The organism is Aeromonas sp. 600886 (assembly GCF_049174935.1).
In the GTDB taxonomy this organism is placed as follows: Bacteria; Pseudomonadota; Gammaproteobacteria; order Enterobacterales; family Aeromonadaceae; genus Aeromonas; species Aeromonas veronii_A.
The window spans coordinates 212,821-220,221 of record NZ_JAAKUB010000005.1; the positions used below are offsets into that span (position 1 = coordinate 212,821).

Annotated in this window: 5 protein-coding genes; 3 read left to right on the top strand and 2 right to left on the bottom strand. The window is 61.4% G+C overall.

Going from position 1 to position 7,401, the window contains the following annotated elements; translation table 11 throughout:
- Positions 1-10 precede the first annotated feature (10 nt).
- Entirely contained in the window at positions 11-3,466 is a 3,456-nt protein-coding gene (locus G5179_RS06285) for a NahK/ErcS family hybrid sensor histidine kinase/response regulator (protein WP_421258065.1), read from the bottom strand.
- Between the two features lie 344 nt (positions 3,467-3,810).
- On the opposite strand from G5179_RS06285, the gene G5179_RS06290 reads away from it, so the two are divergent.
- From G5179_RS06290 to G5179_RS06300, 3 genes are read left to right on the top strand one after another with little or no spacing between them, the layout of a single operon-like run.
- Positions 3,811-4,422 (top strand): DUF2975 domain-containing protein, encoded by a 612-nt coding sequence (locus G5179_RS06290; protein ID WP_421258066.1) that lies wholly within the window; start codon positions 3,811-3,813, stop codon positions 4,420-4,422.
- A gap of 7 nt (positions 4,423-4,429) precedes the next feature.
- Positions 4,430-4,639: a helix-turn-helix domain-containing protein gene (locus tag G5179_RS06295; RefSeq protein ID WP_005335250.1), complete on the top strand. Its 210-nt coding sequence runs from the start codon at positions 4,430-4,432 to the stop codon at positions 4,637-4,639.
- Positions 4,640-4,646: 7 nt separating this feature from the next.
- The gene (locus G5179_RS06300; RefSeq protein ID WP_421258067.1) at positions 4,647-5,864 is read left to right on the top strand and encodes a hypothetical protein; all 1,218 of its coding nucleotides are present in this window, start codon (positions 4,647-4,649) and stop codon (positions 5,862-5,864) included.
- A 77-nt stretch (positions 5,865-5,941) separates the two neighbouring features.
- Here G5179_RS06300 and G5179_RS06305 read toward each other — a convergent pair whose 3' ends face one another.
- Complete coding sequence (locus G5179_RS06305) at positions 5,942-7,087, bottom strand: 3-phenylpropionate MFS transporter (protein ID WP_421258068.1); 1,146 nt, start codon at positions 7,085-7,087, stop codon at positions 5,942-5,944.
- Positions 7,088-7,401 lie beyond the last annotated feature (314 nt).

Consider the following 7,401-nt stretch of genomic DNA (forward strand, 5'->3'; position numbering starts at 1 on the left):
CTCCCCCTGTTTAACTCAGCAGCAGGCTGTTCATCAGGGCCCGCAGTTTGAGTGGTTTGACCGGTTTGCTGATGTAGCCATACCCCCGCTCGCGGATCTGCGCCTGCAACTCGCTCTTGCGATCAGCGCTGATGATGATGCCTCCCAGCTCGTCGCCACACACCCGCTGCAGGGCAGCGAGCGCCTCCAACCCGGTCTTGCCGTCGTCGAGGTGGTAGTCAGAGAGCACCAGCCGCGGCACAAACCCTTCTGTCACCAGCGCCTCGGCTTCGGCCAGATCGACGGCGCAGCGCACCTCGCAGCCCCAACGGCAAAGCAGGGTGCTCATGGCGGTCAGAATGTCCCGCTCGTTGTCGATGCAGAGCACGGCCACCCCCTCCAGCTGGCTGTCGCGCGCCACCGGCGCCGCCAGCTGATGGGCCGTGACCGGCCGGGTCGCCAGATTGAGGGTCACCGCAAAGACCGATCCCTTGCCCGGCCAGCTCTGCAATGTGAGCTGATGACCGAGCACCTGCGAGATGCCACGGGCGATGGCGAGCCCCAGACCCAGCCCCTGCTCCTTGGCGGTGCGGGAGTGATCGAGGCGGGAGAACTCGTCAAAAATAGCCTCCTGCTTGTCCTGCGGGATGCCGGGGCCGTTGTCCCATATCTCGATGCGGATCTTCTCCCCCATCCGGCGACAACCGAGCAGCACCCGGCCACCCGGGTTGTAGCGAAACGCATTGGTGAGGAAGTTCTGCAGCACCCGACGCAGCAGCCGCACATCGCTGTGTACCGCATGCTTGCTCTCCACCACCGAGAAGTGGATCCCCCCCGCCTGCGCCAGCACGCCAAACTCCGCCTTGAGGTTGTCGAGCAGATCGCGCAGGGCAAAGTCGAGCTTCTTGGCCTTGAACTTGCCCGCTTCGAGCCGCGAGATATCGAGCAGATCGGTGATGAGATCCTCGGTCGCCCCCAGCGCATCGTCGATATGGCGGGCGATGCGGGCCTGCTCGCCAGCATCTGGCAACATCTCCAGCAGGGAGGAGGTAAACAGCTTGGCAGCATTGAGGGGCTGGGTCAGATCGTGGCTGACCGCCGCCAGAAAACGGCTCTTGGATTGATTGGCCCGCTCCACCTGCTGGTTCACCAGCAGCAGCTGGCGGTTGAGTTCGGAGAGCTCACGGGTGCGCTCGACCACCCGTGCCTCCAGATGTTCGTTCGCTTCGCGCAGCACCCGCTCCGCATCGCGAAACGGGGTGATGTCGGTAAAGGTCATGACGAAACCACCGGCGGGCATGGGGTTGCCCTGCATCTCGATCACCCGCCCGTCCGGGCGCTCCCGCGCCGAGATATGGGCGCTGCCGCGTTTCATAAAGGCGACGCGCCGCGCCACGTGATCCTCGATATCGCCGGGGCCGCAAAGCCCCTGCTGCGCGTTGTAGCGGATGATCTCTTCAATGGGGCGCCCAGCCTGAATAAGCCCCGGCGGATAGTGGAACAGCTCGATGTAGCGGCGGTTCCAGGCCACCAGTCGAAGCTCCCTATCCACCACCGAGATCCCCTGCCCGATATGCTCGATCGCCCCCTGCAACAAGCCTCGGTTGAAGCGAAACACGTCGGAGGCCTCATCGACTATGGTGGCGATCTCCTCGAGCTGCATGTTGCGCCCCTGCAGGGCAGAGGCAAGCACCAGCCGTGCCGACGAGGTGCCAAACACCCCCGCCAGCAGCCGTTCGGTGTGGGCAATCAGCTCGGCCGAGGCCTGCATCTGCGGAGCAAGGGTGCCGCCCCGCTCACCGGCGAAGCGACCAAAAGCGCGCTTGACCCGGCTTGAGCCGACAAAACGAGCCGCCAGCATCTCCAGCTCCTTGACCGAGACCCGCGCCTGATAGAGGGCGGCGGTATCGCGGCTCGGCTTGCCGACAAAGTTGGCCGCCTGCAGCCGCTCGCTCACCGCAGGGCGCGACAGAAGCGAGCCTGCCACATAGCCGAGCAGGTTGAAGAGCAGGCTCAGGAAGATGCACCAGGCCCCGAGACTCAGCTCGCGAAACGCGGGCCAGTCCGGCGGCGCCAGCAGCTCGGCCAGCGGTGAACCGGCCAGCAGCCCGCTCTCCACCAACAGGGTGACGAACCAGAGGCTCACCCCGAGGCTCAACCCAAGATAGACCCCCTTGCGATTGCCGTGACGCCAGTAGAGACCGAGCAGCAGGGCCGGCGCAAACTGGGCCACCGCGCCAAAAGAGAGGTAACCGATGCGCGACAAGCTGGTGAGATCGCCGAGCCAGAGGTAGAGCCCCCAGGCCGCCAGCAAGATCAGCAGGATGGCGCCACGGCGCACCTGCAACAGCAGCCGTACCAGCCGCTCGTCACGCCCCTGCCGCCAGAAGCGGCGCAGCAGCACCGGCAGCACCAGATCGTTGCTCACCATGATCGCCAACGCGATGGTGCAGACGATCACCATGCCGGTGGCCGCCGAGGTGCCGCCGAGAAACGCCAGCATCGCCATGCCATCGAACCCGAGTGCCATCGGCAAACTGATCACATAGGTGTCGGAGGCCATGTCGGCCCCCACCCACTGCTTGCCCGCCAGCGCCAGCGGCCAGATAAAGAGCCCCATCACGAACAGGTAGAGCGGGAAGATCCAGCGCGCCCAGTGCAGATCCTGCCCCTGATTGTTCTCCACCACAGTCACATGAAACTGGCGCGGCAGGCAGATGACGGCGCACATCGCCAGCACCGTATAAATGGCAAGCTCCAGCAGGTTGCCGGGGCTAACCGCCATCACCTGCGCAAAAAAGTCGCGGGTCACCTGCTCGTGAGCCTCGCCCGGTTTGCTCAGGATCAGCCAGAGGGCGAAGCCCCCCACCGCGATAAAGGCCAGCAATTTGACCACCGACTCGAAGGCGATGGCTACCACCATCCCCCTGTGGTGCTCGGTGGCATCGAGATGGCGGGTGCCGAACAGGATGCTGAACAGCGCCAGCAGCAGAGTGACCCCGAGCGCCAATTCGCTGGTGTTGCTGGTCGGGCTGATGCCGCCGCTGTTGACCATCAGCAGATCCAGCCCGGTAACGATGGCTTTGAGCTGCAACACCAGATAGGGGAGGATCCCCATGATGGCGATGAGGGCGATCACCATGGCAAGCCGCTGGGATTTGCCGTAACGGGCGGCGATAAAGTCGGCTATGGAGGTGATGTGCTCGCGCTTGGCCACCAGAATAAGGCGGGCCAGTAGCCGCCAGCCAAACAGAAAGACCAGCATGGGGCCAAGGTAAATGGGCACCGGTGACCAGGGGGATTCACTCGCCTGCCCCACTGTGCCGAAGAAGGTCCAGGAAGTGCAGTAGACCGCCAGCGACAGGCTGTAGAGCAGCGGTTGCCCCTTGAGACGGTGCCGTTTGTGCTTGTCTGCCACGAAGGCGATCAGAAACAGCAGCCCAAGATAGGTGAGCGACAATCCGATCAGCAGCCATCCCTGGTGCATCGATAACCCCTTGTAGATGTTGAGATTTTGTATACAACCTCGCCAGTCTAGAGAGGCGACAGCCAAAAGTCATCCCCCTGCAGTCAGATTGAATTTATCGTTTTTCAATAAATTTAGCCTTGACACTATATCGCAAAACGATAAACACTAGCGCCGGTTTATTGATAAACAATAATTTCATGCGCGCACGCTCCATCTTTCTCTTTCAAGCAAGAGGTGAAACGATGAAACACCACACGCTCGGACACATCAGCGACCTCATCGAATGGTTCCTGCTGCTGACCCTGCTGGCAGCACCGTTCATGGCCCTAATCTTTCTGTCACATTCCATCTGGAGATAAACGATGAAACACAACAAGCTCGAACGAATGAGCGGCCTGATCGAGTGGGTTCTGCTATTTGCACTGGTGGCCACACCACTTATGACCGTCATGGGAGCCTGGTCACACCTGTTGGGTGGCAACGACTATCTGCATCAGGAGCTGGTCGATGCCCTGGCAGTGAATGACGGTTCCACACTCAGCAATGTCCCACTGAACATGCCCTCGCCAGTAGTGACCACTCCGGCCCCCTCGATTGCCGACTACTCCCTCAGTATGGGAACCCGCCTGCTGGCGACCCTGGTCATGCTGCTGCCTGATGTAGTTTTCATGCTCATCCTGTGGCAACTGCTCCAGCTGTTTCGTGGCTATCGACGCGCTATGCTGTTCACCTTCGGCCAGATCCGTCGTTACAAGATGATCGGACTGCTGCTGTGTGCCAGTTTCATCGCCGAGATCATCACCACGCCACTGCTGGATATAGTGCTCACTCTGCATGGCCCTGAACTGTACTGCACCATCAATATCAGCTCCTCAAACTTTCAGCTGCTGCTGGGTGGATTGATCGTCTCGGCGCTGGCACTGGTGATGCGGGAGGCAAAGCAGCTGGCCGATGAACAACAACTGACGGTGTGAGGATCCCATGCCCATTATCATCCGGCTCGATGCCCTGCTGGCCGAGCGCAAAATGACCGCCCGCGAACTGGCCCAGCGCATCGACATCACCGAGGCCAATCTCTCGATCCTCAAGAATGGCCACGCCAAGGCGGTGCGCTTCTCCACTCTGGAGGCCATCTGCCGTGAACTCAAATGCCAGCCCGGCGATCTGCTGGGCTATGAGCAGGAGCGCTAACCCTCTTATGAGTCGTCATATCACCCTGTTTGCCCTGTGGCTGCTGCCACTGTGGGCCTGTGCTGGCAATGACGCGAGCGGCCCCCGCTACCTTATCGAGCAGGGCGCCAGCGCCAATGTGCTGCAAGTGCGCCTCACCATGCAGGGCAAGCCCCCTTTTACCCTGCTCCCCGCCCGCCAGTTGCCGAGCCGTGCTGCGCCGGTTTCCCCCGCGCTGGTCTGCCTTGCAAACAACCAGCCGGTTGCCCTCAACCAGCCCTTCTCCTGCAAGGAGATCGGCTGGCAGATCACGCTCACACCCGCTCCGGCACTGGGTGCAGATGCTTCGGCCCAACAGTCGCTTTTGTTCGCACCCAATCTGTGGCTATTGACCGAGTGGGGTAACTTTGTGCGCCAGATGGGGAGTCGCCAAGGGAAGGTGTGTCTGCCGGATGGCAGCTGCCAACCGTTGCCGGATGTCAACCAGCCACCGCTGATCCTGCCATTTGGTCTGCAAACTGTGCCCGTCACCAAGCCGGATCCGCGGCTGGTGCTGAGCCATGACGAGACCGCCAACCAGCTCGATCTGCCGGCCTTGCAGCAACAACTGAATGAGATCATCGACTATCTGGCCTTTCAGCTCGACGTGGCCCCGCCCACTCACCCGTGGCAACTGGTGTGGCTGGGGCGAGATGTGGCGACCCGCTCCCTTGGCGGCGCAGCTGGGGATCAGGTGTTTGTCGCCAACTACCCCACCGAGGCTGGCAAACCGACGCCACAGGCCCCCTTGCGCCTGCTGCGCACCTCGGCCCACGAGGCGGTACATATCCTCAGCGCTCGCCGCGCAACTCCACAGCCCACCTGGATCAACGAGAGCCTCGCCGAATACCTTGCCATCAAAGCGCTGCGCCGCTTTCGGCTGCATCAAGTCACGGCGGTCAACGAGCTGGCCGAGCGGGGCAAACTGCTACCCCATAGCGAGAGCGGCCTCTATCGGGCAGCTCGCGAGGTGCTGGCGGGCGATCGCTCCTACTACCCGCTCTTTTACGTCAAGGGGAGCGCCTTCTGGGAAGCGCTGGAGCGGGAGTTGCAACAAAATGACGTGACGCTGGCGCAACTGCTGCCCCAACTGGGCTGGCTACCGGATGGCCGCTTTGATGCCGCCTCCAATGAACTGCTTGCTGGCACCATCGGCTCGGACACCTGGCGCCGCCTCAGCCGCCTCTATCTTGGCGAGCAACAGTAACGCCGCAAACCGCAGCAACGAATAAGGGAGAGCCGTGGCTCTCCCTTTTTCCAGGTGATTGTTCAAATAGACAGATATCAGGCTGGAGCACTCTCCTGCGCAAAGGGGCGCAACCGCAGGAAGAAAACCGGCAAGACCACCAGCACCATCAGGAAGAAGATGCCGCCGCCAAGGGGCTCGAACAGCACGCCGCAGAGTGCCATCAGAGCCGCCACCGTCATGCCAAGACCCAGCGCAGCGTAGAGGGACTGGGTCGGGATCAACTGCTCGGCGGGCAGCTGGCGAGTCATGAAACGCACTGCCCCCAGATGGCTCATACCGAAAGTGACCGAGTGGAGCAGCTGCCCCAGCACCAACACCCACAGCTCTGTCGAGGATCCCAGCAATACCCAGCGCACCACACAACCGATGGCACCAGCGATAAAGAGACTCTGCGCCCCGAAGCGTTGCAGGAAGCGCTTGTCGGCGGCGAACATGCAGATCTCGGCCACCACCCCGATCGCCCAGAGGTAACCGATGATGGTGCCGCTATACCCTTGCGCCTTCCAGTAGATGGCACTGAAACCGTAATAGGCAGCGTGGCTCCCCTGCAGCAGCGCGGTCAGCAACAGGAAGCGGCGCACCGGCGCGCTGCGCAGGGTTGCCAGCAAGGACGCCTTAGCGCGCTCGCCCTGACTATCCTGTGGTGCCGGATAAAGCGGCAGCCAGCTGAGCAGCAGCATCAGCACCAGCCCCGCCACCATGGTGTGCAAAATCCAGTCACTACCGAAGTTGCCCACCAACGCCCCCACCAAGGTCGAGGCGACAATAAAGGCAAAGGAGCCGCACAGCCGCACCTTGCCGTAATCGAGGTGCGCCTGCACCACCATGCGGGTCGCCAGCGCCTCCCCCACCGGCATCAGGGTCGGATAGATAAAGTTCGCCAGCAGGGTCAAGCCCACCAGCCACCAGAGGTTATGACTGAGATAGAAGCCGAGAAACGCCAGCAGACTGAGCAGGGAGAGCAACCGGGTAACCGGCAGCAGATGGCCCGCCCCCTTGATCTGCCCCATCACCATTAGGTTGCCGGCAAAGCGGATCGCCATCCCCGCCCCCAGCAACAGACCAATCATCTCGGCGCTGACGCCCACCCCTTCCAGCCAGAGCGACCAGAACGGCAAGTAAGCGCCGTAGACAAAATAGAAGGCGCCGAAAAAGAGCGCTAACCAGGAAAACGCGGGCATAGATCCTCTGCAACCGGATGACGGGAGCAGAATGATAACCCATCCTCCCCCGCAGATCCCGATGGAAACCCCGCGAAGAAAACGAAAAAACTTCAATAAAATTGAACTATTACCGAAGAGGTGGGGTCTACCTGGTAACACCTCCTCCTGGTTAGTGTTGCAATCCTTCCACCCGCCCATGGCGGGTTTCTTTTTTTAGGCAAACATCTGCTCTGCGCCATCGTCACAACATGGCGGTGTCTAGTCCTGAAATAGGTTTACACATTTTCAACTAGCATTTTTCTACTCAGAACCCTCTATGTACCGCATCGGGG